The organism is Paenibacillus sp. ACRSA (assembly GCF_022346845.1).
Taxonomy (GTDB): domain Bacteria; phylum Bacillota; class Bacilli; order Paenibacillales; family Paenibacillaceae; genus Paenibacillus.
Genome location: NZ_JAKRNP010000001.1, coordinates 374,177 through 396,570, shown reverse-complemented (window position 1 = coordinate 396,570; position 22,394 = coordinate 374,177). Strand labels below are relative to the sequence as shown.

17 protein-coding genes are annotated in these 22,394 nt (G+C 44.2%); 16 read left to right on the top strand and 1 reads right to left on the bottom strand.

Annotated features, from left to right (window positions below; translation table 11 throughout):
• Positions 1–68 precede the first annotated feature (68 nt).
• From MH215_RS01860 to MH215_RS01840, 5 genes are all read left to right on the top strand, one after another.
• Positions 69–1,037: a sugar phosphate isomerase/epimerase family protein gene (locus MH215_RS01860; RefSeq protein WP_056696464.1), complete on the top strand. Its 969-nt coding sequence runs from the start codon at positions 69–71 to the stop codon at positions 1,035–1,037.
• A 24-nt stretch (positions 1,038–1,061) separates the two neighbouring features.
• Positions 1,062–1,790, top strand: coding sequence for a ThuA domain-containing protein (locus MH215_RS01855; RefSeq protein ID WP_056696951.1), 729 nt, complete (start codon positions 1,062–1,064; stop codon positions 1,788–1,790).
• Positions 1,791–2,111: 321 nt separating this feature from the next.
• The gene (locus tag MH215_RS01850; RefSeq protein WP_164848841.1) at positions 2,112–2,408 is read left to right on the top strand and encodes a winged helix-turn-helix transcriptional regulator; all 297 of its coding nucleotides are present in this window, start codon (positions 2,112–2,114) and stop codon (positions 2,406–2,408) included.
• 313 nt (positions 2,409–2,721) lie between these two features.
• The gene (locus MH215_RS01845; RefSeq protein ID WP_239287331.1) at positions 2,722–3,453 is read left to right on the top strand and encodes a hypothetical protein; all 732 of its coding nucleotides are present in this window, start codon (positions 2,722–2,724) and stop codon (positions 3,451–3,453) included.
• Between the two features lie 269 nt (positions 3,454–3,722).
• Positions 3,723–4,433, top strand: coding sequence for a hypothetical protein (locus tag MH215_RS01840; protein WP_239287329.1), 711 nt, complete (start codon positions 3,723–3,725; stop codon positions 4,431–4,433).
• A 212-nt stretch (positions 4,434–4,645) separates the two neighbouring features.
• On the opposite strand, the gene MH215_RS01835 is transcribed toward MH215_RS01840, so the two are convergent.
• Positions 4,646–5,359: a Crp/Fnr family transcriptional regulator gene (locus MH215_RS01835; protein ID WP_239287327.1), complete on the bottom strand. Its 714-nt coding sequence runs from the start codon at positions 5,357–5,359 to the stop codon at positions 4,646–4,648.
• 425 nt (positions 5,360–5,784) lie between these two features.
• Between MH215_RS01835 and adhE the strand changes: the two genes are divergently transcribed.
• The 11 genes from adhE to MH215_RS01780 all read left to right on the top strand — a co-directional run bounded on the left by adhE (position 5,785) and on the right by MH215_RS01780 (position 22,333).
• Positions 5,785–8,397, top strand: a complete 2,613-nt coding sequence (gene adhE, locus MH215_RS01830) for a bifunctional acetaldehyde-CoA/alcohol dehydrogenase (protein ID WP_239287325.1) — start codon at positions 5,785–5,787, stop codon at positions 8,395–8,397.
• An 866-nt stretch (positions 8,398–9,263) separates the two neighbouring features.
• Positions 9,264–11,522, top strand: coding sequence for a formate C-acetyltransferase (gene pflB / locus MH215_RS01825; RefSeq protein ID WP_056696476.1), 2,259 nt, complete (start codon positions 9,264–9,266; stop codon positions 11,520–11,522).
• Between the two features lie 92 nt (positions 11,523–11,614).
• Entirely contained in the window at positions 11,615–12,367 is a 753-nt protein-coding gene (gene pflA / locus MH215_RS01820; protein ID WP_239287323.1) for a pyruvate formate-lyase-activating protein, read from the top strand.
• 320 nt (positions 12,368–12,687) lie between these two features.
• Positions 12,688–14,949: a stalk domain-containing protein gene (locus tag MH215_RS01815; protein WP_239287321.1), complete on the top strand. Its 2,262-nt coding sequence runs from the start codon at positions 12,688–12,690 to the stop codon at positions 14,947–14,949.
• A gap of 413 nt (positions 14,950–15,362) precedes the next feature.
• Positions 15,363–15,827 carry a Fur family transcriptional regulator gene (locus MH215_RS01810; protein ID WP_056696483.1) on the top strand — a complete coding sequence of 155 codons (465 nt, stop codon included), beginning with the start codon at positions 15,363–15,365 and terminating at the stop codon, positions 15,825–15,827.
• Positions 15,828–15,829: 2 nt separating this feature from the next.
• Positions 15,830–16,081: a membrane protein insertion efficiency factor YidD gene (gene yidD, locus MH215_RS01805; RefSeq protein ID WP_082560397.1), complete on the top strand. Its 252-nt coding sequence runs from the start codon at positions 15,830–15,832 to the stop codon at positions 16,079–16,081.
• A 433-nt stretch (positions 16,082–16,514) separates the two neighbouring features.
• Complete coding sequence (metG, locus tag MH215_RS01800; RefSeq protein WP_239287319.1) at positions 16,515–18,533, top strand: methionine--tRNA ligase; 2,019 nt, start codon at positions 16,515–16,517, stop codon at positions 18,531–18,533.
• Between the two features lie 334 nt (positions 18,534–18,867).
• Positions 18,868–19,893, top strand: coding sequence for a metal ABC transporter solute-binding protein, Zn/Mn family (locus MH215_RS01795; RefSeq protein ID WP_239288668.1), 1,026 nt, complete (start codon positions 18,868–18,870; stop codon positions 19,891–19,893).
• Between the two features lie 57 nt (positions 19,894–19,950).
• Positions 19,951–20,709, top strand: coding sequence for a metal ABC transporter ATP-binding protein (locus MH215_RS01790; RefSeq protein WP_056696487.1), 759 nt, complete (start codon positions 19,951–19,953; stop codon positions 20,707–20,709).
• 57 nt (positions 20,710–20,766) lie between these two features.
• Positions 20,767–21,570 (top strand): metal ABC transporter permease, encoded by an 804-nt coding sequence (locus MH215_RS01785; RefSeq protein WP_056696488.1) that lies wholly within the window; start codon positions 20,767–20,769, stop codon positions 21,568–21,570.
• A 49-nt stretch (positions 21,571–21,619) separates the two neighbouring features.
• The gene (locus MH215_RS01780; protein WP_056696490.1) at positions 21,620–22,333 is read left to right on the top strand and encodes a cytochrome c biogenesis CcdA family protein; all 714 of its coding nucleotides are present in this window, start codon (positions 21,620–21,622) and stop codon (positions 22,331–22,333) included.
• The last annotated feature ends 61 nt before the right edge of the window (positions 22,334–22,394 follow it).

The window sequence follows — 22,394 nt, the reverse complement described above, 5'->3', positions numbered from 1 at the left end:
CTGAGCGGTATTTATACAAATGAACGAATTAGCAATTATACGACATCTATTCTAGGGAGGAATCGCACTTGAAACTCGGCGTATTTATGGTACTATTCGGAGGACGTAAATTAGAAGACGCACTTGATTATGTGGCATCTAAAGGGTTAAAAGCCGTTGAGATTGGTACAGGAGGACACCCGGGGAACGCACATTGTAACCCAGCAGAATTGCTTGATAATCCAGCCGCACTGAAAAACTTCAAGAATGCAGTAGAATCACGTGGTTTGATGATCAGCGCACTGAGCTGTCACGGTAACCCATTGCATCCACAAAAGGATATTGCTAAAGGATTCCATGATGACTTCGTCAAAACAGTAGAGCTGGCTGAGAAGCTGGAAGTACCTGTAGTGAATACATTCTCCGGCTGTCCGGGTGATCATGAGGATGCTAAGTATCCGAACTGGCCTGTTGCACCATGGCCGAATGACTTCCAAGAAATTCTGAAGTGGCAATGGGAGAACAAAGTTATTCCTTACTGGACAGAATGGGGTAAATTTGCCGCAGATCGCAATGTTAAAGTAGGTCTGGAGCTACACGGCGGATTCTCAGTACACACACCTGCTACATTGCTCAGACTGCGTGAAGCAGCAGGGGAAGTCATTGGAGCTAACCTTGACCCAAGTCACATGTGGTGGCAAGGAATTGATCCTGTACAGGCAATTCACATTCTCGGACGTGAAGGCGCAATCCATCACTTCCATGCGAAAGATACAACCATTGATCCAATCAACGTGAATAAACACGGTGTAACGGATATGCAAGATTATACAAACATGCTGGATCGAGCTTGGCAGTTCCGCTCGGTTGGTTATGGACATGATAACAAAACGTGGGCAGATATTATGAGCGCTCTGCGTCTTGTCGGATATGATTATGTTGTAAGTATTGAACACGAAGACGGTCTGATGTCGGTTGAAGAAGGATTCTCTAAAGCCGTACAGAATCTCCAGCAGGTATTAATTGAAGAACCGCTGGGCGACATGTGGTGGGTTTAGAGCTACATTAGGGGGAAATCAATGATGATCAACGTCACCATTTGGAATGAATTTGTCCATGAGAAAATTCACGATGAAGTTAGAGAAGTCTACCCAGACGGTCTCCATAGAGCATTGGCTGACGGACTTGGCGGCGAAGGTTTTGTGATTCGTACAGCTACACTGGATCAGCCTGAACACGGGTTAAGTGATGAGGTGCTGAATTCCACGGATGTGCTTATATGGTGGGGACATATGGCACATGATCGCGTAAGTGATGAAGTTTCGCAGAAGGTAACACAGCGAGTATTAAACGGCATGGGTATGATCGTGCTACACTCCGGTCACTTCTCCAAACCGTTTAAAGCGCTGATGGGAACAAGCTGTGATCTGAAATGGCGAGTAGCTGACGAGCAGGAGATCGTATGGTGTGTCAATCCATCCCATCCGATTGCGGATGGCATCCAAGACAAGATTGTATTGGAAAAAGAAGAAATGTACGGAGAATTCTTCGATATTCCAGTACCGGATGAACTGGTATTTGTGAGTAATTTCCAAGGTGGAGAGGTATTCAGGAGCGGATGCACGTTCCGACGCGGCGAAGGTAAGATCTTTTATTTCCGACCAGGTCATGAGACATACCCGACCTATTACAAACCGGAAATCTTAAGAGTGATCAGCAATGCAGTGAAATGGGCATATCCTGCCCGTAGCTTCAAGCCGGAATTCGGTAAGAGCGAACCTGTAAGACCATTTGGTGGCGTGCTGGTCTAAGCCGCAATCTCTCGTGAATGGATAAATGTAGCGGTATACCGAAGAACCCTTCTCCAAGTCTGTATGACTGTGGCAGTAGGGTTCTTTTTGGGTAAATCAGTTGTAAGAACGTGAGACGATATTTCCCATGGTTCTTCAGCCCCATGTAATGGTATACTGTGTAATATCATCATAGAAGATGGAACCGGTTTATCCAATTGAAAGTTTTTAGCGAGAGACGTTTCCTTTAGCTCTCAAATATGTTATTATGAAATATACTAACAAAACGTAAGTGTAGTGATCTCTAAAGAGGTGATTAATGTGGAAGGCCAAGATTTGCGGATGTGTCCGCGTTTTGAAACCGCGTTTTCCTTTTTGGGTAAACGTTGGAACGGTCTAATTATTCAAACGTTGATGAGTGGGTCTAAGCGATTTAAGGATATTTCCAACCTCATTCCATCAATGAGTGACAAGATGTTATCCGAGCGGATGAAGGATCTGGAAAGTGAAGGCATTCTAATCCGTCATGTGTATCCAGAGACGCCGGTTCGTATTGAATACGAGTTGACAGAGAAAGGTAAGGCGCTTCAGCCGGTTATGAATCAAATTCAAGACTGGGCAGAGCATTGGGTTGACTAATTGATGTAATTTGCATCCCAGTTTCGAAGTAGGCAATAGACAAAAGCTCTTGATTTCACTGGAAATCGAGAGCTTTTTGTTTTAAGATACCAGGAAAGCATGTAGAGAAACTTCGTCGGTTCGTTCACTCTCAACTCAATGTAGGTATGTTATGAGCCATAACTATGTATGATATAGGTAATGATATCCCTGACATAATTCTTGTGTGTTCTGCACATGTTGTCATGAGTTGTAGTATAATTGTAAGAATAAGAACAATGTCTATTCCTTACAACTATGGCCGTATACGGTCGGAGCGAGGAGGCCACTTGTCATGAGAGAAGAAAGCTTATCCCGGGAAGTACGATACGGCAAACAAGATATTGCAGAACTTGAGAACGCATCCATTCAGGTACATTTGATTTATAAGAAGGCAGCAGAACTGTTTGTCCGCAATACGTATTCTCAATCGTTTAGAAATCAAGTTTCCGATAAGCAACGGTTGGATCGCAGCAAGGGCTCAGGATTAGCTCCGATTGTGCTGCAGAAATGGATTCAGACCCCAAGAGGCTGGAAATGCATTGGATGCGAATTGAGACATAACGAAGATGTCATCATGCCATTAAATGCAGATGACTTCCTACGTGGGCCTCAATCTACAGCGAATGGGGAAGGGCATGTGTTCAAGCCGGAAATGCTGATTCAAGCGATTGTGTGGGCTCAATATGAGAAGATTCGAATGTTTGCCCCATGGCTTGGTGATGAAGCATTCTACACAGCAGATGAACTGGATACCATTGCTCGCTACATCGTACCTACCTACTTCTCAGAGCGTCCACTCAACGAGCAAGGCAAATTGTTCAAGGTTCATCGTCCTTATGGTCAGATTCCGCTGTATCAGGAATATGTGACAGCACCTTCTTTGTGTGTGCAGCTTGATGGTGAGATGTTAGAGGGACGATTACTTACAGGTGTATATGTTTCCGGGGAGCAATTCTCTGGGCTGAATCCGTACTTAAAAGATGGGGACGGGGGCAGAACGTATATGCAAGCTTGCGTTCAGTAAAGGTAAACAAACAACAACAATTCGTGGTGGGGGCAGTTATGACCACTCTAAATTAAGAGGCGTTACATTTCACTGAGATGTGAATTGTAGCGTCTTTTTGTAATTAAATAGGATTCAATCACAGCAGAAAAATGCATGAACGTTCCACTTTATACACATGCTGTCCAATAAAAGTAACGGCATTGACACTTTTTTTGGCTGGATTCTGTGCCATAATAGAGGGTATGGACAACAGGGTGAATGATTTTACGCAGGGTGGTGTTACCTACATGAATAAGAAGATCCCCGGTTTCATAGGCTTATGCCTACTTATTTTAGTTATTCTCAGCGGATGTACAGAGACACGGCCTTCGGAGCAGCCAGTGGTACAGGAAACCGAACCTACGAATTCCATTACGGTTGCCGTAGACGGCAGTACCTTTTTACCGGATGCAACCAAGTCGATTAAACGGGATTTTAGCGAAGGATTAACGCTCAAGAAGGCACTATCCAACAGTGGGCTTGTTGATTTTACGGCTGATGGAAAACGAATTCAATCCGTCGGAGAGGTCTCGCTTGATTCCTCGTTAATCTGGGCTGTTAAATTGAATGGCAAAGATATTGATCCAGAAGATTGGAATATGGAGCTTCATGCCAAAGATGAAGTGATAATATATGTAAAAGCCGCTGACAGTACAGGAGAGGGCGTAGCGTATCAGACGACTTTACTCAAAGTGAGCGGCGGCAACATTATGCCAAATCTTAATCGGCAATATGCCGGTGTGTATATTCAGGAGTGCACCGTTCGTGATGTATTAAAGTCCAGTGGCGTTGTCAGAATGTCTGAGAATAACAAATATGTGGTTGCTGTTGAAAATGTCATCCCACGAATGAATCAACGCTGGGTTATTAAGGTAAATGATAAGGAATTGATGGATAATGGCTTGGACATGAAGCTCAGTCCACGTGACGCGATTAAACTTGAATTAACGACATCCTAAATACCAAAAGGCCCATCTTCTAAAGCGAGAAGATTGGGCTTTTTTTATATACATATTGAAATTTAGGATTATTGTAGGTGAATCAATTTCATAATACCTTTAGCTGCTTAAATCAAGGCTAGATATAGATCGAAATGGTTTAATTTATCTATAACTAGTTACATAAAACTCGTTTTAATGATTTATGAAATGGATTACGGTGATTAGTCATTTTAGATTCGGCAGATTTCGCTAGGGCATAGTTCACAGTGACAGATGCCTTGCAGCATTTTCAGATCTTTGATGACAATCATGCCATTATCATATTCGATAGCGTCTTTTTTACGTAGATCACTTAACATACGGTTTACACTCTCACGGGTAGCGCCAATCATATTGGACAGATCCGTATGCGTAATTTTTTTGTGGATGATGGTATGATCGCCGTGTGATTCACCATAAGAATTGGACAAACGAATTAAGGTAGAGCAGAGCGCACCAGGTTTGCCATACAGCATTAGATCACGGAACTTGGTCTGGGTGAGTCGATGGTGAATACCCATCCATTTCATAAAATCAATGGCAAAGTCACAATGTTGACAAATCAGCATCTCCAGGTCTTTATGTTCTAGTACACCTATTTCGCTGTCTTCCAGCACTTCTGCCGAGAAGGTATGTTTCGAACCAAAGAAAGGATCAGCCTGCCCAATCATATCTCCAGATTGATACATGTACATGATCAATTCTTTACCTTCATCAGTTGACTTGGTAATCTGGGCACGGCCTCTTTTCATATAATAAAGTTTGTCAGAGACATCGCCCTCCCAATACAGATGAGTTCCTTCGGGATAGGTTCTATCTTTCATCGTTACAAGCAAATGGTTAAAGTTCGCGTCCGAGAAACAGTTTGTATTTCCGCGTTTTTCAATGACTAGTTGGTCTCTCATAAGTCTATCTCCCCTTTGTCTCCAGTCAAAGGCTGCATGTGGCTTACATGACCTTTGTGGTTCGCCGCAAACGGTTGCCGTCCGTTCGGGGTCATCTCGGCCGGGAAGGACGGTACAAATTGCGGTGGTTCAATTTTTAAGTTCAGTATATACCTAATCTTACCGTTTGAGGGGGATAGAAAGGGAACAAAAATGGCGATATTTCAAACATTGTGATTAAATTCACTTTTTGTGGGCTAGTATGTAGCTGAAAGATCCTTGTTGGAAATGCCGTAGTAGTGTACTTGTTAGCAGACATTAAGAAACTAAATTTAAATTCGGAATACTTTGTGAAAAAAATCACATAATTAAATCATGTCCCATGATACGATGTGAATGTAAAGAAGAGAGACAACATAATACGAACCTTTAGGAGGATGAGGGAGATGGCTGTAAAGAACGAGGTCGCCCCAGCAAAAGAACCGACAGCAGGTCAGTATATTCAAACGTTAATTGACAAAGCGAATAAAGCACACGCAGCATTCATGTCCATGGATCAACAGCAGATCGATCGAATTGTGCAAGCAATGGCGCTTGCAGGTCTGGATAAACACATGATGCTCGCCAAAATGGCTGTGGAAGAAACCGGCCGCGGTGTGTATGAAGATAAAATCACTAAAAATATATTTGCTACAGAATATGTGTACCATAGCATCAAATATGACAAAACGGTTGGCGTTATTGAAGATAACGAATATGAGAACTTCCAGAAAATTGCCGAGCCGGTTGGCATCATCATGGGGATTACCCCTGTTACCAACCCAACATCAACGACGATGTTTAAGGCACTGATCTCTATTAAGACTCGTAACCCGATTATCTTCGGTTTCCACCCATCTGCACAGAACTGTAGCCGCGAAGCAGCCCGAATCTTGCTTGAAGCCGCAGTGAAGCATGGTGCTCCAGCCGACTGTATTCAGTGGATTGATGATCCATCCATGGATCGCACCAACGCCTTGATGAACCACAACGATGTGGCACTCATTCTGGCGACAGGTGGATCAGGTATGGTGCGAGCGGCATATAGCTGTGGTAAACCAGCACTCGGCGTAGGGCCAGGTAACGTACCTTGCTTTATTGAGAAAACGGCGGATATCAATCAGGCAGTGACGGATCTGATTTTGTCCAAATCATTTGATAATGGAATGATCTGTGCTTCCGAGCAAGCGGTCATTATTGAAGAGCCTATCTTTGATCAAGTCAAAAAGAAAATGATTGCCAATGGATGTTACTTCGTTAACAAGGATGAAGCTGCCAAACTGACAGCAGGCGCCATTAATGTTGAGAAATGCGCAGTAAACCCGGCGATTGTAGGTCAATCCGCAGTAGCGATTGCTCAAATGTGCGGTATTGAAGTTCCAGCAAGCACCAAAATCTTGGTTGCCGAAATCGAAGGTGTTGGCGTCAAATTCCCATTGTCTGCGGAAAAATTAAGCCCAGTACTGGCTTGTTACAAAGTCAAAACGGCAGCAGAAGGGATTGAACGTGCAGCAGAAGTTGTTGCTTTTGGCGGTATGGGACACTCATCCGTTATTCACTCCAACAATGAAGAAATCATTAACAAATTTGCAGATCGCCTGCAAACAGGACGTATCATCGTCAACTCACCTTCCACACACGGAGCAATCGGCGATATCTACAATACGAATATGCCATCGCTCACACTGGGATGTGGTTCATACGGACGTAACTCGACTTCGTCGAACGTAACTGCTGTCAACTTAATCAATGTGAAAAGGGTGGCTCGCCGTACCGTGAATATGCAATGGTTCAAAGTACCGAACAAGGTCTACTTCGAAAAAGGTGCGACGCAGTATCTCGCCAAAATGCCAGATATCACCCGTGTTGCAATTATTACGGATGCCATGATGGTGAAGCTCGGTTATGTCGAGAAAGTAGAGCATTATCTGCGTCAACGCCAAATGCCTGTAGCCATTGAAGTGTTCTCGGATGTTGAGCCGGATCCATCCACAACGACAGTAGATCGCGGAACCGAAATGATGCGTCGCTTCCAACCGGACTGCATTATCGCTCTCGGTGGCGGATCACCAATGGATGCTGCCAAAGCGATGTGGTTGTTCTATGAATATCCAGATACAGACTTTAACGATCTGAAGCAAAAGTTCATGGATATCCGCAAACGGATCTACAAATATCCAAGACTCGGCGTAAAAGCAAAATTTGTAGCGATCCCAACAACATCGGGTACAGGATCGGAAGTGACATCATTTGCTGTTATCACGGATAAAAATCTAGGAAACACCAAATATCCACTGGCTGACTATGAGCTGACTCCTGACGTGGCAATCGTAGACCCTGAGTTTGTATACTCGCTGCCCAAAACAGCTGTAGCTGACACAGGGATGGACGTACTGACACATGCGATTGAAGCTTATGTATCCGTTATGGCGAATGACTATACAGATGGGTTAGCGATCAAAGCCATTCAACTCGTGTTCCAGTACTTGGAGCAATCAGCATTACAAGGCGACAAACTGGCACGCGAGAAAATGCATAATGCTTCAACGATTGCCGGTATGGCATTTGCCAACGCATTCTTGGGTATTAACCACAGCTTGGCGCACAAATGGGGCGGTCAGTACCATACAGCCCATGGACGTACCAATGCGATTTTGATGCCACACGTTATTCGATACAATGCGAAAAAACCGACCAAATTTGCATCGTTCCCGAAATACTCGCACTTTGTGGCAGATGAACGATATGCCCAAATTGCCCGCATTCTCGGATTGCCTGCTCGCACAACCGAAGAAGGGGTTACCAGCCTAATCAACGCTATTCGTAAAATGAACAAAACATTGGGTATCGAGGAATCATTCCAAGAAATTGGATTCGATGCAAAAGACTTCGAAGCACATGTAGATTACCTGGCTGATCGTGCCTTTGAAGACCAATGTACAACTGCGAATCCTAAACTACCGTTGGTTACAGAACTTGCAGATGTATATCGCAACGCATTCTACGGCAAATTCGAATAATAATAACCTTCCGAAACATGCAACAGCTTGTTGAGGAGGGGCAAATAGGTTCAGGGTTCCCCGCAATGGGGAGCCCCGATTGCCGTATGTTTAGAGGAACACATAATCTGTGCTGTAGCAGGTAGAACCAAAGGTTGGGAGGGAAAGGAGGTGGGCAGAAAAACGGAGGAGCGAAGCCTCCGCTTTTTCAGGAACTTGATCACTTAAAATTTCGGCTCCAGATCGAAGAGGAGCCGCCCCAGCCCTTTAAAGATACAATACGGAATCCGTGATGTGGTAGTTGGATCCAATGGTTCACAAAGAAGAGGAAATGGGCAGAAAAACAGAGGAGCAAAGCCCCTGCTTTTTCAGGAACATAATCACTTCATGTTTCGGCTCCAGATCGAAGAGGAGCCGCCAATCTTTTGAAAAATGCAACACGGAATCCGTGATGTGGCAGTTTGAACCACCCGTTCACACGTTAGCGGAGAGGACAGAAAAAACCTGAAGAAGCGAAGCGCTCGCCTTTATTCCCGGATTTTTACCTTTGAAAAGGTAAATCGTAAAATCCGGGAATAACAGCGATCGGAAGGTTGTTCTGTCAGCGGAGTGGCCAGTGTGAACTATCCCGCGGTTAAACATGACACATTGCAGGTGGAGTGAGTAAGTTCACTGACTTTGTGATAAAAATCACAGATGGTGAAATCGCCACGACGTATACTGAAAATGTAAGAAAAACATTCATTCCGCGGTTCCGGTTCCCAAGTAGAGAGAACGTGTTCCGGTTTATGTGAAACAATTCACATTAATCGCGGCTCTGGACACACAATGATACGAAGACGCAGCATGTTATGTGTCCAGAAATCCAAATTAGTGGAGGGATTACGATGTCGGTGATCGAAAAAGATGTCAAACAACAAACAGGCTGGAGAAACTTTACCAAAGGAACTTGGACTAAAACCGTTAATGTGAATGACTTTTTGGAACACAATTTGTCTCCTTATTATGGAGATGAAGCATTTCTCGAAGGTGCAACCCAGAATACAAAAGAATTGTGGGATATCGTATCTGATCTGACCAAAAAAGAACGGGATAACGGTGGTGTCCTTGACGTAGACGTAAATACGCCTGCGACGATTACTTCTCACCAACCTGGTTATCTGGATCAATCCAAAGAACAAATTGTCGGCGTTCAGACCGATGCTCCATTCAAACGTTCCATTCAGCCATTCGGCGGAATTCGCATGATGATTGATGCATGTGAGGCATATGGCTTCGAAATGCCTCAAGGCGTCATTGATATATTCACAAACATTCGTAAAACACATAACCAAGGTGTATTCGACGCTTATACTTCTGACATGCGTGCAGCGCGTAAAGCAGGGATCATTACAGGTTTACCAGATGCGTATGGTCGTGGCCGGATTATCGGAGACTACCGCCGGGTAGCATTGTACGGAGTGGACTTCCTGATTCGTAACAAAAAAGGCGAATTGAACGCCTTGGAAGTAGATGTTATCGATGAAGATGTTATCCGTCTGCGCGAAGAGTTGTCTGAACAGATTCGTGCTCTGCAAGAACTGAAACAATTGGGCGAAATGCACGGTTTCGATATTTCCTTACCAGCAACAACAGCAAAAGAAGCGTTCCAATGGTTGTACTTCGGTTACCTCGCAGCGATCAAAGAGCAGAATGGTGCTGCAATGTCACTGGGACGTGTATCATCCTTCCTGGATATCTACATTGAACGTGATCTGCAAGAAGGTATTCTGACGGAAGAACAGGCTCAAGAGCTGGTTGACCATTTTGTTATGAAGCTGCGGATCGTGAAATTCTTGCGTACGCCGGACTATAACGAACTGTTCAGTGGAGATCCAACTTGGGTGACTGAGTCCATCGGCGGTATGTCTGTAAATGGTGAGACACGTGTAACGAAAAACAGCTTCCGTTTCCTGCACACGCTGCATAACCTGGGACCTGCACCGGAACCAAACTTGACTGTACTCTGGTCTACTAAACTGCCGGAAGCATTCAAAGAATACTGCAGTAAAGTATCTATCGAAACGAGCTCGATCCAATATGAGAATGACGATCTGATGCGTCCGATCTATGGTGATGATTACGGTATTGCCTGCTGTGTATCTGCAATGAAGATCGGGAAACAAATGCAATTCTTCGGAGCACGTGCGAACCTTGCAAAAGCTCTCTTGTATGCAATCAATGGTGGTCGTGACGAGAAGTCCGGAGCACAAGTAGGGCCTGAATTCCCTGCTATTACAAGCGAAGTGCTGGATTACAATGAAGTTATGAAACGCTTCAAACCGATGATGGAATGGCTGGCGAAGCTGTACATGAACACCCTTAACGTCATCCATTACATGCACGATAAATATAGCTACGAGCGGATCGAAATGGCATTGCATGACCGTGACATTGTTCGCACAATGGCTTGTGGTATTGCAGGTCTCTCCGTTGCAGCGGATTCACTCAGCGCCATCAAATATGCCAAAGTAAAACCGATTCGTAACGAACAAGGCATTGCCGTTGATTTTGAAATTGAAGGAGAATTCCCTTGTTACGGTAACAATGAAGACAGCGTAGATAGTATTGCTGTTGAGCTGGTTGAGAGCTTCATGGGCATGATTCGTAAGCACAAAGCATACCGTAATGCGGTACCAACGCAATCCGTGCTGACCATCACTTCCAACGTAGTTTACGGTAAGAAAACAGGAACTACACCAGATGGCCGTAAAGCAGGCGAACCATTTGCACCAGGTGCGAACCCAATGCATGGACGTGATAAAAAAGGTGCATTGGCATCCCTTGGCTCTGTAGCCAAATTGCCTTATGAACACAGCCTTGATGGTATCTCTAACACCTTTTCCATTGTGCCAAAAGCACTGGGTAAAGAGGAGAATACGCGTAAATCTAATCTGACTGCTATGATGGATGGATACTTTGGTCAGAATGCCCATCACCTAAACGTCAACGTGTTTGATCGTCAGCAATTGATGGATGCGATGGAGCACCCGGAAAATTATCCACAGCTTACTGTACGGGTATCCGGATATGCGGTTAACTTCATCAAGCTGACTCGTGAACAACAACTCGATGTCATTAACCGTACGTTCCATGGCTCCATGTAAACCAAATATTACAGTGTGAAGACAAATCCAGTGGAACATCTGGTCAACAATTAAACGCACAGCGGATGCGGATATAGAAAGGAAGAGGCAGCATGGTTAAAGGACATATTCATTCACTCGAAACTTTCGGGACGGTTGACGGCCCAGGCATCCGCTTCGTGCTCTTTATGCAAGGATGTCTACTCAAGTGTCAGTATTGCCACAATCCCGATACATGGGCACTGGATGGAGGTAAGGAAACGACCGTAGAGGAGGTATTGGCTGAGATCGAGCCTTACCTTTCCTATTATCGTAGTTCAGGCGGGGGACTCACCGTATCCGGTGGAGAACCAACGCTCCAATCTCATTTTGTAGCCCAAGTGTTCAAGGAAGTCAAACGCCGCTGGGGACTTCACACCACGCTAGATAGTAATGGATTCAACGAACCTGAGCGTATTCATGAACTACTGGATAACACAGACTTAGTGTTGCTCGACCTGAAGCACATCGATAATGAGAAACATATCAAGTTGACTGGAAAATCCAATGAAAGAACGCTGAAGACAGCTCAGTGGTTGTCTGAGCAAGGACGTAAAATGTGGATACGCCACGTATATGTGCCTGGCATTCACAATGATGAAGAGGACTTACTTAACCTCGGAAGATTCATTGGTACATTAAATGGGGTCGAGAAGTTCGAAATTCTCCCCTATCACCAGATGGGGATCTACAAATGGGAAGCGCTTGGCAAGGTGTACCCGCTTGAAGGTGTTCCTTCTCCGAGTGAAGAAGAGGTTGAGCGTGCTTATCGATTGATCCAGCAAGGGAGAGAGGAAACATCAGGGGCAGCTTGTTCAAGCCAATGATGAATATACAGAAGCAGCCAAGGCGATGAAGAATCGCAAGGCTGCTTTTTTGTTTGAATAGGTTGAAACCAAAACGTCTGTTCAAACGTTTATACCAGGTGTAAATGTTGATAGATCAGTAGTTTCATAGTATTGAAGAAATTCATGAGCTTGATTAAAGCCTTGTCCGTAAAGTTTTAGCGAGGTTTGTTCACATTATTCAAAGTTTACATTTCTATTAAAATATTTTTAGCAACTTTTCCCGTTTATAAGCGTCTAATAGTATGACTTTTTGAGGGGGATATTTATAAAATGGGAGCAGAAGGAGCCAAAGACAAAGAATGAATCTGAAAAAGAACTTGTCCATACTTACCGCTTTAGCTGTTTTTCAAGCGTTTGCAGTACTTCCGGCTAGCGCACAATCAACTGACCAAAGTGAAACTACACCCGTAAATAAAGCCACAGTTAAATCCGTGGAGGTATTGAAAAAAGAACAAACGATTTCCGAATCGGATGTGAAATCCGGGGCAGAAACACAAGCAACGCAGAATGATGCAACCGAAGAAGTAAGTCCTGAAACAACAGAACCTCCAGCGACGGATGTTACTCCTGTTGAGCCGGTAACGGAAACAGAAACGCCAGAAGCTGAAGCTGAAGAGGGAGAAACGCCTGCACCTGCACCGGTAGAAGTTGAACAGCCGTCCGCTGGCAACCCATCGTTGCAAGGAAGCACAGGTGGTGACCTGACACTGTACATGAACAGCAACAAAATGATGCAAGATGGCAAGACGTACCTTGCAGGACAACCGATGGCTGTCAAAAATGGTGTATCTTATGTTGCAATCCGTGCTCTGGTAGATCGGGTTGGATATGATGTGAAATACGATAATACAACGAAAGAAACCATTATTATTAGTGGTGAAGATGAACTTCGTTTTAAGACAGACAGCACGATCTATACGGTAAATGGTGAATCCAGATCCATGAAGGGTCCTGCTTATCAAGAGAAAAATACGTTTATGGTGCCTTTGACTTCCATTACACAGGCGCTTAACATTACTTATACAGTAAATCAATCTGCGAAGACTGTAGTATTGAACCTGAATACTAAGCCGGCAGCTAGCTTCACTGTTCAAAAAGAAATTTTTGCTGGTGATGTAGTGACATATACAACGAAATCCAGTTCTCCCAAAGGCCTTGCCATTGTGGACGAGCGCTGGACAGGCCGTCAAGACATATTTGACCAACCAGGTACATACACGGTAACCTATGCGGTCCAAGATTCAAGCGGTCAATGGAGTGAGCCATACTCGCTGACAATCAAGGTGGAGAAACCGAACCTTCCGCCAGTAGCGATGTTTACAACGGATAAAGAAGAGTACAAAATGGGTGAAAAAATCACCTATATTGATCAAAGTACGGATGACGAAAATGCGATTGTTAAGACGGAATGGGACAATAATGCCCTCGCATTCTTCGTACCTGGACCAAAGACCATAACGATTACCGTTACGGATAAACATGGTGCAAGCGATAGCTATACCAAAACGATTAGTATTACGGGCGAAACGCTCTACAGTTTGTCCGATTTCAATCAGTTGTTCACACCTGTAGGTGACAAATTCACCTTCAATGGTGGTGAAGTACCTGCGATGGAAAAAGTTCCTTACACGTACCGTGATGAGCCAAGTTTGTTGATTCGTAGTAACAGTCCGGAAACCGTGAATACGGAAGGGATTGTATATAAGGAATCTTCATTTGGACAGACACGCTTCATGATTCACCATGTAAACAACACAGGTAAACGAGTGAAAATGTATGTCATTGCAACAAACAATAACCCTTATACAGCTGTATTTGAGCAGCAAAATATGGGCTTTGCGGGACCAACTCCGTTCGCTACGGTAGCTGGCAGAAAGTCTATAGATGAGTGGTTCACGTCCATTGCATCCGGTGCTGATCAGAAGAGAATTTATATTCAACCAGGAGAAAGTAAACTCATTCTGACAGAACTCAATGCAGTTCCAATGAAGGAAGGTCAGGTCATTTCACTATATTCGGATGCTTTTAGTGACTATATGCTTGACTACAACGTAATTTTGATTGAAGAAAATAAAGATCCTTTCGAAGCATTGCAGACACTACCTGTTCTGGATCGCGACGGTGTTCATAACCGTGGAACGTATCCTAATGCAACCCGGATTATTACGTACGATCAGGAAGTAGGTTCGAAGCCTTCCCGTCTGCCACTCGGAGATAACTCAAGTGATCCGAACTTGGATGGAACTGATCCAATGGCTCATACAATAGCGTCCAACGCTGGTAATTTTGGTGTTCTTTACAAAATTACGCTCAATAATGTGGCTCCACGTACCTTAATCTCTTTTAATCCACGTGGAGGCAAATATTCTGGCGTGGCGCTTGTGAATGGTCAGGTTGTTCAGCTTTCTAGTGGCAACAAGGCTTTGAGTGCTCCTAACGAACAAGGTGTGCTCTACCGTACAGGCTCATATGGCGAGAGTGTAACGATTGTATTCTCGGCTGCACCAGGAAGTAACCTTCCTGTAAATCTTCTGTTCACACCACTTCCACAAGAGAAGTAGTTGAGCCGTAACATGCTACTGTTTCAGCAAAAAGACGGTTTGGAGTGAAGCTTATATCATATATACCCTGTCACCCCAAAAGTCTATGAAGGATTAATTTCTTCTGAACCGTCGGGAAGGACTCCTTGAGTGGAGTCCTTTTTTTTAGATAATAGAATGTATCAGTTTTCAGCGGAGCTGAACCATTCAATTATCGCAAGAAAAACGACAACTAAACGCGGTCTGTCTTCTGTGGAGGTACGACGATAGGAGTTTTTCTTATATAGTCAGTGTGAAAAATAGGCGATTAAGGAGCCTCGTTGACTCTAAACTCAATTTAGGGCATTATGATAAGAGAGTTGTTGAATTTTTTTCATTTTGTTAGACTATTGAACAATCATTGCAGTGCTTGAATGACAGGAGGTGCTTAGGTAATGCTGTCAACAGAACAGATTATTAATACGATGTCCTCGCAGGGACTTCGCATAACGGATCAGCGGAAGACATTGGCTCGTTTGTTTGCGGAATCTCCAGGGTATTTAACGCCTAAGGATGTTTATGAATATATGGGGAAAACTTATAGTGGACTGAGCTTTGATACGGTGTATCGTAATCTTCGTGTCATGCAGGAGTTAGGCGTATTGGAGCAGGTCGTCTTTGAAGATGGTGTGAAGTTCAGAGCTTCTTGTAGTGAGGATCACCACCACCACCACATGATCTGTCTGAAATGTCAGAAGACATATCCAATCGTGTTCTGCCCAATGCAACTCGCAGACGCGCCCGAACAGTTTCAGGTCGTGGATCATAAATTTGAAGTGTTCGGATATTGTAAAGACTGCGCTGAACATGCACCAGCCAAAGTTGCATCGGGACATCAACATTCCCATGGGAAACATTAATAATGAAAATATCTCGTCGAATTATGCAGGCTCCTATACGGGTCTATCGTAATTATATTTCTCCTCTGAAGCCGCCAAGCTGCCGCTTCTATCCAACGTGCTCAGCTTACGCAATGGAAGCGATTGAAGTACATGGGGCGTTGAAAGGCTCATTGCTTGCTGCGAAACGGATCGCTAAATGCCATCCTTTTCACCCAGGAGGAGTCGACTTAGTGCCACCTAAGACTGAGAAATCAATGGTGATTTCGGAGTAAAGGTCTTGAGTGAAGATGAATTTTCTTTCATCTGGGCACGCTAGGTGAATGCCGCTATGAACTTGACAAATAGGGCCGTGTTTCAGTATATTTTTCGTATAATGATTTCCAGTGAAGGGATAAGTACAGACACACCCCCAGTGCAGAGAGCCGGATGAGCTGAGAACCGGTCTGGGAGGAGGATGGAAATGGTCCTGGAGGAACCTCTTTCGAGCGTACACACAGGGATTGAGACCCGTTGTCGTAAGGCTGAGGCGTGATCCAGCGTTAATGGACGGTCGAAGGACCGACAGAGCCTGTGTTTTGCAAAAGATACAGGGAATTTGGGTGGTAACACGTGAGAACAACTCTCGTCCCATAGGGACGGGAGTTTTTTGTGTTCTTTTTCAAGTTCAACTAATCGTGTAACGGATTAAAGGAGGAGAAGTCATTCATGGCTGATCAAAAAACATTTTATTTAACAACACCGATCTATTATCCAAGCGACAAATTGCATATTGGGCATGCGTACACAACGGTAGCTGGTGATGCAATGGTGCGTTACAAGCGTCTACGTGGATACGAGGTTCGCTACTTAACAGGCACGGATGAGCACGGACAGAAGATTGAACGTAAAGCACAGGAAAAAGGTCAATCGCCTCAGTCTTTCGTAGATGACATTGTGGTAGGCATCAAAGAGTTGTGGAACAAGCTGGATATCTCCAATGATGATTTTATCCGTACAACGGAAGAGCGTCATAAAACGGTAGTTCAAGATATTTTTGACCGTTTGCTGAAGCAAGGAGATATCTACAAAGGTGAGTATGAGGGCTGGTACAGTATTCCAGACGAAACGTATTATACGGAGACTCAATTAGTCGATGTAGAGAAGAATGATAAGGGTGAGATCATTTCGGCGAAGAGCCCGGATAGCGGACATCCCGTAGAACTTGTGAAAGAGGAATCTTACTTCTTCCGCATGAGTAAATACGCTGATCGCTTGCTCAAGTATTATGAGGATAACCCAGGGTTCATTCAACCGGAGTCCCGTAAGAACGAGATGATTAACAACTTTATCAAGCCAGGTTTGGAAGATCTCGCTGTTTCACGTACAACATTTGAATGGGGCGTAAAAGTAAAAGGCGATCCGAAGCATGTCGTGTACGTGTGGATCGATGCATTGTCTAACTACATCACAGCATTAGGCTACGGATCATCTGATCCTACACTGTATAATAAATTCTGGCCTGCGGATGTTCATCTTGTAGGTAAAGAGATTGTTCGTTTCCATACGATTTACTGGCCAATCATGCTAATGGCGCTTGATCTGCCATTGCCGAAAAAAGTGTTTGCACATGGTTGGTTGTTGATGAAGGATGGCAAAATGTCCAAATCCAAAGGTAATGTTGTTGATCCGGTAACCTTGATTGATCGTTATGGTCTGGATTCTCTTCGTTATTACTTGCTTCGGGAAGTTCCATTTGGTTCAGATGGCACGTTTACACCGGAAAGCTTCGTCGATCGTGTGAATTCGGATCTTGCCAACGATCTGGGTAATCTGTTGAACCGCACAGTCGCTATGGTTGATAAATACTTCGGAGGCCAAGCGCCTGCGTTTACATCAGGTGTAACCGAGTTTGATGTATCGCTCGAAGAAGCAGGTCAAGCAGCTGTGGATAAAGTCGAAACAGCTATGGAGAATCTGCAATTCTCCGTTGCGTTGACAGCTATCAGCCAATTCGTTAGCCGCAGCAACAAATATATTGATGAGACACAGCCTTGGGCACTAGCTCGTGATGAAGCTAAACGCGATGAACTTGCCTCTGTAATGGCTCACTTAATTGAAAGCTTGCGGATTGCTTCCATCCTGCTACAGCCATTCCTGACACGCGCTCCGCGTAAAATCTGGGAACAGCTAGGTATCCAAGAAGGCGAGCTTACTGCATGGGATACTGCGAAACAATGGGGCGTAATTCCGGCTGGAAATGCTTTGCAGAAGGGTGATCCAATCTTCCCACGTCTTGACTCCGAACAGGAGATTGCTTATATCTCCGAGGCGATGACTGGTGGTAAGAAATCCGAGGAACAGTCTGAAGCTCCACAAGCTGCTTCGGGGGCAACTGAACCTGTTTCTGCGCCAGAAGGCAAAGAAGAGATCGGTATTGATGACTTTGCAAAAGTAGAACTGCGTGTTGCACAAGTTATTGCCTGCGAGCCTGTCAAAAAAGCAGATAAACTGTTGAAGCTTCAACTCGATCTTGGTTATGAGAAACGTCAGGTTGTGTCCGGCATTGCCAAATTTTACTCTCCAGAAGAGATGGTTGGACGCAAAGTCATCTGTGTCACGAACCTGAAGCCTGTAAAGTTACGTGGAGAGCTGTCTCAGGGCATGATTCTAGCTGCATCGCACGGAGATCAGCTTACACTCGCTACTGTACCTGATAGCATGCCTAACGGTGCTCAAGTTAAATAAGAAGCTTTTACACCGAGACTCATATGTAACCGTTCAGTGGGACATATCGAATCAATGACATCATATGGCTATACAGAAGAGGTGACCCGATCATTCGGGTCATCTTCTTTGTATATTCTGTAACTTCTGATCTGATCGTGAGAAAACAAGCATATATTGTTATGAACTCTGTATACCAGGTAAGAATGAATAGGAAAGCTGCTTGACAATGAGAGACAGGTTGCCTATAATTCTTTCAGTAATATTTACGATTAAGAGATACGGAGTGATTATAAACATGCGTTTAATAAACAGGAATAAAGATGGGCAGAATCATGCATCGAAGCATACAGGTATGAACCGGATGAAGTGGGTATGGAGCAGCTTCCTCATTGTTAGCTTGGTTCTCTTAACGGCCTGTGGCCAGAGTACATCGAATAATGCCAAGATTGTGGAAGATAAAGTGAATGTTGTCACGACCTTTTATCCTGTATATGCATTTACAGCGGCCATTGGTGGAGAAGATGCGAATGTAATTAATTTGCTGCCTACGGGTGTTGAACCCCATGAATGGACGCCTAAGAGCCAGGATATTGTTAATACATCCAAAGCTCAATTGTTCCTTTATAATGGTGCAGGTCTTGAGGGTTGGGTTCCTAATTTCCTCAAATCACTGAACAGTGATACACAAGTGAAATCTGTTGCTGTCAGTGAAGGCGTTACGCTGTTAACAGCTGAAGGTGATGACGGACACGGACATGGTGCAGAGCATGATGAAGAGCACGCAGACGAACATACAGATGAGCACGAGGGTGAACATTCTGATGAAGAAACGGCCACTGAAGAAGTTGCGGACCATCATGTTGATCCACACACATGGGTAAGTCCTAAATCGGCTATGATTATGGCAGAGAATATTAAAAATAGTCTCGTTGAAGCAGATCCTGATCACCAAGCCGGGTATGAAGAGCGTTATGAAGAACTGCATGCTAAACTTGTAGCACTTGATCAACGCTTTACGGAACAGTTATCTCAAGTCCCTAATAAAGAAATTGTCGTATCTCATCAGGCATTCGGGTATTTAGCGCGCGATTATGGATTGACTCAACATGCTATTATGGGACTATCTCCTGATGCTGAGCCGACTGGTCAGGACATCGTTAACCTGGCGAAGCTCGTTAAGGATGAAGGTATTAAATATATTTTCTTCGAAGAGCTTGTATCTGATAAACTTGCCAAAACACTCGCGAGTGAAGCAGGCGTAGAGACGATGGTATTAAATCCAGTTGAAGGCTTGACCAAAGAACAGGTGGATAATGGTGATGATTACTTCACTTTGATGGAAAAAAATTTGCAAAATCTATTGATCGCATTAAAATAAGGTAGACTGAAGGATTTTAACTTAGAATCCTCATATATAATGAAGGGCGGCTTTGCAATGCAGCAAATCATGCCACTATGTCATGATCCAATCATCGAGATCGAGAAGCTTTCTTTCTCCTACGGAGATCAGAAAGTGATCAATGATCTTAATTTTATGGTTAAAGAACGAGATTTTGTTGGTATAATCGGTTCGAATGGAGCAGGGAAAACAACATTATTGCGGATGCTGGTAGGACTATTGCCTCCCGCGCAGGGAGATATTAAGTTGTTCGGACAATCCATCCGCCGGTTTAAGGATTGGGAGCGAATCGGTTACGTGCCGCAAAAAAATGCCTTTAATCCACTTTTTCCAGCAACAGTGCGTGAAGTGGTCATGTCTGGCTTGTACAATAACAAAAATATGTTTCGGAGAATGTCGCGTAAAGCGCAGCAACAATGTACAGATGCCTTACAGGTGATGCGCATTGAGGATCTGGCGAACAAGCGGATTGGACAATTATCCGGAGGACAGCAACAGCGTGTGTTTCTCGCAAGAGCACTGATCAATCATCCAGATTTGCTTATTCTGGATGAACCAACGGTTGGAATTGATGCGGAATCGCAGGACAGCTTCTTCGAATTAATTACCCATATGCATGAACACCATCGGATGACGTTTTTGATGGTATCCCATGATATGGATCGGATGGAGAACTATCTGGGTTCGCAGGCGGCTGTAACGAACGGTAAAATTCATTTTCATGTTCGCCATTCTCATGAGATTGAAGACTGTGCGGAAACGAATCTACAGCATACTACTTCCTTAGTAAAATAGATGCAGTGTTGGGTACGTTTGGATTAGAGCAAGGCCGAAGAAGGAGTCGTGTATGTTTTGGAAATATTAATGAGTGATTTTTTTCAGCGGGCACTAGCCGGTGGTTTGTTAATTGGCATCACTGCTCCGCTGATCGGGTTATTTCTGGTATTACGACGTTTGTCGATGATTGGGGACACGCTCTCTCATGTGACGATTGCCGGGGTTGCACTTGGATTCCTAATTGAGGTATATCCGATTGGCGTAGGACTTGTATTTGCAGTACTGGCTTCGTTTGCGATTGAGAAGCTGCGTAAGGCATACAAGAGTTACGCAGAACTATCTATTGCGATTATTATGTCCGGAGGCGTAGCACTGGCGTCACTGTTCTTCACGTTAGGCAAAGGGTACAACACAGATGTTATGAGTTATTTATTCGGAAGTATTTATACTCTGGATGCTACGGACTTGAAACTAGTAGGGGTGGTCACTCTAATTGTGGTCATCGTTGTAGCTCTGTTACATAAGGAATTTTTCCTGCTTAGTTTTGAAGAGGATGCTGCGGCAGTTACGGGCTTACCCGTCCGATTGTTAAACATGTTGATTACAATAATGACTGCGCTCGTGATCAGTACAGCTATTAAAATCGTAGGTGCACTGCTTGTATCAGCACTATTAACGATTCCGGTGGCTGTCAGCCTTCTGATGGCGCGGAGCTTCAAGTCAGCTATTATTTTGTCCGTAGTTATTGGTGAAATTGCTGTTGTTATTGGACTGGTTGTAGCCGGGATTTGGAATCTCGCACCAGGAGCAACCATTGTATTGCTGCTCATCATGATGCTTATTCTGACGATGATTGGAAAAAAAGGGTTCCGTGCCTAACGACTGAACGAGTAAGCAAGCGAGCCCGGAGAAGGGAGACATCCGCATCATGCCTGATGTTAATGTATGGGTGGCTTTTGTTGCAGGAGTAGCTTCGTTTATATCACCATGCTGTCTTCCATTGTATCCGTCATACTTGTCTTATATTACAGGCATGACGGTGCAACGCTTGAAGGATGATCGTAATTTGCGAGAAGTTCGTTTTAAGACGTTGACTCATACGCTGGCGTTTATTTTAGGCTTCTCAGCTGTTTTTTATACACTTGGGCTGGGAGCCGGACTATTTGGTCAGTTTTTCAATGATCATCGAGAATTGATCCGTCAATTGTCCGCTATTTTAATTATATTGATGGGATTGTTTTTGCTCGGGGTGTTCAAACCGCAGTTTCTTATGAAAGAGCGTAAAATGGATATGAAATGGAAACCAGCTGGGTACCTTGGCTCTTTTATTTTCGGTATAGGTTTCTCCGCTGGTTGGTCGCCGTGTATCGGACCGATTCTGGCTACGATTATTGCTATGGCAGCTAGCGAACCAACAACGTGGTTTGCATTGATTACAGGTTATACAGTCGGTTTTGCTTTGCCGTTCTTTGTATTAGCCTTCTTCATCGGTTCAACACGCTGGATCTTGCGTTATTCGAATGTTTTGATGAAGATTGGCGGAACTTTGATGGTCTTTATGGGTATTTTGCTATACACAGGTCAGATGACCAAAATAACGATTTGGTTGCAGAGTATCACACCAGATTGGATGATCATCTGACGAATGGCTTCATGTGTGAACCGGTGAGTTTATAAAGGGATATGAATAAAGGTATAAAAAA

What these genes read in the sequence shown, in the direction of transcription:
- MH215_RS01855 (WP_056696951.1), top strand. Translation starts at nt 1,062, where the DNA reads ATGATCAACGTCACCATTTGGAATGAATTTGTCCATGAGAAAATTCAC.
- MH215_RS01850 (WP_164848841.1), top strand. Translation starts at nt 2,112, where the DNA reads ATGTGTCCGCGTTTTGAAACCGCGTTTTCCTTTTTGGGTAAACGTTGG.
- MH215_RS01845 (WP_239287331.1), top strand. Translation starts at nt 2,722, where the DNA reads ATGAGAGAAGAAAGCTTATCCCGGGAAGTACGATACGGCAAACAAGAT.
- MH215_RS01840 (WP_239287329.1), top strand. Translation starts at nt 3,723, where the DNA reads ATGAATAAGAAGATCCCCGGTTTCATAGGCTTATGCCTACTTATTTTA.
- MH215_RS01835 (WP_239287327.1), bottom strand. Translation starts at nt 5,359, where the DNA reads ATGAGAGACCAACTAGTCATTGAAAAACGCGGAAATACAAACTGTTTC.
- adhE (WP_239287325.1), top strand. Translation starts at nt 5,785, where the DNA reads ATGGCTGTAAAGAACGAGGTCGCCCCAGCAAAAGAACCGACAGCAGGT.
- pflB (WP_056696476.1), top strand. Translation starts at nt 9,264, where the DNA reads ATGTCGGTGATCGAAAAAGATGTCAAACAACAAACAGGCTGGAGAAAC.
- pflA (WP_239287323.1), top strand. Translation starts at nt 11,615, where the DNA reads ATGGTTAAAGGACATATTCATTCACTCGAAACTTTCGGGACGGTTGAC.
- MH215_RS01815 (WP_239287321.1), top strand. Translation starts at nt 12,688, where the DNA reads ATGAATCTGAAAAAGAACTTGTCCATACTTACCGCTTTAGCTGTTTTT.
- MH215_RS01810 (WP_056696483.1), top strand. Translation starts at nt 15,363, where the DNA reads ATGCTGTCAACAGAACAGATTATTAATACGATGTCCTCGCAGGGACTT.
- yidD (WP_082560397.1), top strand. Translation starts at nt 15,830, where the DNA reads ATGAAAATATCTCGTCGAATTATGCAGGCTCCTATACGGGTCTATCGT.
- metG (WP_239287319.1), top strand. Translation starts at nt 16,515, where the DNA reads ATGGCTGATCAAAAAACATTTTATTTAACAACACCGATCTATTATCCA.
- MH215_RS01795 (WP_239288668.1), top strand. Translation starts at nt 18,868, where the DNA reads ATGAACCGGATGAAGTGGGTATGGAGCAGCTTCCTCATTGTTAGCTTG.
- MH215_RS01790 (WP_056696487.1), top strand. Translation starts at nt 19,951, where the DNA reads ATGCAGCAAATCATGCCACTATGTCATGATCCAATCATCGAGATCGAG.
- MH215_RS01780 (WP_056696490.1), top strand. Translation starts at nt 21,620, where the DNA reads ATGCCTGATGTTAATGTATGGGTGGCTTTTGTTGCAGGAGTAGCTTCG.